The organism is Clostridium tunisiense TJ (genome assembly GCF_000300195.1).
Lineage (GTDB): Bacteria > Bacillota > Clostridia > Clostridiales > Clostridiaceae > Clostridium_J > Clostridium_J tunisiense.
Genome location: NZ_AMQH01000036.1, coordinates 1 through 2087, shown reverse-complemented (window position 1 = coordinate 2087; position 2087 = coordinate 1). Strand labels below are relative to the sequence as shown.

The following is a 2087-nucleotide window of genomic DNA, read 5'->3' as shown; positions in this document are numbered from 1 at the left end:
GTGATGATGCGTTTAGAAGATACACCCGTTCCCATACCGAACACGAAGGTTAAGATCTAAACGGCCAAGAGTACTGCAAGGGAGACTTTGTGGGAGGGTAGGTGGTCGCCAGGTCATATGGCTCCTTGGTCAAGCGGTTAAGACACCACCCTTTCACGGTGGTAACAGGGGTTCGATTCCCCTAGGAGTCACCATTATGCAGATGTGGCGGAATTGGCAGACGCACTAGACTTAGGATCTAGCGCCTTCGGCGTGGGGGTTCGACTCCCTTCATCTGCACCATTTGCGGGTGTAACTCAATGGTAGAGTGCTAGCCTTCCAAGCTAGTTACGAGGGTTCGATTCCCTTCACCCGCTCCAAAAATGCGTCTTTAGCTCAGCTGGATAGAGCAACGCCCTTCTAAGGCGTGGGCCAGGGGTTCGAATCCCTTAAGACGCACCATAATGGGATATCGCCAAGCGGTAAGGCACCAGACTTTGACTCTGGCATTCGTAGGTTCAAATCCTGCTATCCCAGCCAATAAGTGGTTCACTAGCTCAGTCGGTAGAGCACATGACTTTTAATCATGGTGTCCGGGGTTCGATCCCCCGGTGAGCCACCATTATTCTGGCTCCTTGGTCAAGCGGTTAAGACACCACCCTTTCACGGTGGTAACAGGGGTTCGATTCCCCTAGGAGTCACCAAAAACTCTTACTTTAAAGTAAGAGTTTTTTTGCATAGAAAATTAATTATATGTGTTCAGGTATATAATTGGTAAGTCTCATATTGGATATAAAGTTATTTGTTTTTTTCTTCCAGTATGATATTATAGATTAGTAAGTACCTAAATAAAGGATAAAAAGGAGAGTAATTATGGAAAATAAAATATTGGCTTCAGTTAATGGCGCTCAAATTAGTGAACAAGATTTAGAAATGGCTATGGTTAGATTTCCACAAGAAAACCAACAATACTTTAGAACAGAGCAAGGTAAAAAGCAACTTTTAGATCAAATGATAAGCTTTGAACTAATTTATAACTATGCAAAAGAGTCAGAGTTAGAAGAAAGTGAAGAATATAAGCAACAATTAGAGTTAATGAAAAAGGATTTATTAATTCAAGCAGGAGTTAAAAAGATACTAGATACAGTAAGTGTAAATGATGATGATGTTAAGAGTTTCTATGATAACAATAGAGAAATGTTCAAGACAGAGGAAACAGTTAGTGCTAAACATATATTAGTTGATAGTGAAGAGCAAGCAAATGAAATTGTAGAAAAAATTAATAGTGGAACTAGTTTTGAAGACGCTGCAAAAGAATTTTCTAATTGCCCATCTTCTAGTCAAGGTGGAAACTTAGGACAATTTGGAAGAGGAAGAATGGTTCCTGAATTTGAAAATGCTGCATTCCAATTAGCTGTAGGCGAGATTAGTGGTCCAGTAAAGACTCAATTTGGTTATCATATCATAAAAGTAGAAGATAAGTTACAAGCTACTGATAGACCATATGATGAGGTAAAAGCAACGATAGCGTCTAACTTACTTCATGAAAAACAAAATAAAGCATATACTAACTTCGTAAATGATTTAAAAGAAGATTTTAAAGTTGAATTATATACAGAAGCATAATAGATAAATAAATATAAACTATAAAGCCACTATTATTTCTAAGTAATAATAGTGGCTTTTATAATTCAATAAATAATATAACATAAATATAATTTTTATTATAAGGATAAATAAGTATAGTATGTAAAATAAGTTATAAAGAATAGATAGGGCATTTAAAGTTAGTTGTTAGTCAGGGTGAATTATAATGAACTAGAAGATATACTAATCCTAGTGTATCAAACTATAAAACAAAGAGATATTTGTAGAATATTGTAGTATAATAGGAATAATTTTATATGGGTATAACTATAATAGAAAAACATCAGTAAGATTATGATAAGATATGTCTTGTCCTTAAGAACGGACAAAAAACACTTAAAACTTAAAACAACTTTTAAATTATTGGTAGAAGTATTAAAAATAAAAAAGTATTGACAAAGGTTTTAAGTGATGATAAGATATAAAAGTCGCCAGATGGTGACAACGCTACAGTGTAGCGC

The 2087-nt window shown here is 35.6% G+C and carries 1 protein-coding gene, 7 tRNA genes and 1 rRNA gene; all 9 read left to right on the top strand.

Features of this window, described 5'->3' with window-relative positions:
- Positions 1–114 (top strand): 5S ribosomal RNA (gene rrf / locus C661_RS0120835); the annotation flags it as partial.
- Positions 115–119: 5 nt separating this feature from the next.
- Positions 120–194 (top strand) — tRNA-Glu (locus C661_RS0120830).
- 4 nt (positions 195–198) lie between these two features.
- Positions 199–282, top strand: a tRNA-Leu gene (locus C661_RS0120825).
- A gap of 3 nt (positions 283–285) precedes the next feature.
- Positions 286–359: transfer RNA gene (locus C661_RS0120820), tRNA-Gly, on the top strand.
- Between the two features lie 5 nt (positions 360–364).
- A tRNA-Arg gene (locus C661_RS0120815) sits at positions 365–441 on the top strand.
- 3 nt (positions 442–444) lie between these two features.
- Positions 445–519: transfer RNA gene (locus C661_RS0120810), tRNA-Gln, on the top strand.
- A 6-nt stretch (positions 520–525) separates the two neighbouring features.
- A tRNA-Lys gene (locus tag C661_RS0120805) sits at positions 526–601 on the top strand.
- Positions 602–608: 7 nt separating this feature from the next.
- Positions 609–683, top strand: a tRNA-Glu gene (locus C661_RS0120800).
- A gap of 169 nt (positions 684–852) precedes the next feature.
- Positions 853–1605, top strand: coding sequence for a peptidylprolyl isomerase (locus tag C661_RS0120795; RefSeq protein WP_017417243.1), 753 nt, complete (start codon positions 853–855; stop codon positions 1603–1605).
- Positions 1606–2087: the final 482 nt, after the last annotated feature.

What these genes read in the sequence shown, in the direction of transcription:
- C661_RS0120795 (WP_017417243.1), top strand. Translation starts at nt 853, where the DNA reads ATGGAAAATAAAATATTGGCTTCAGTTAATGGCGCTCAAATTAGTGAA.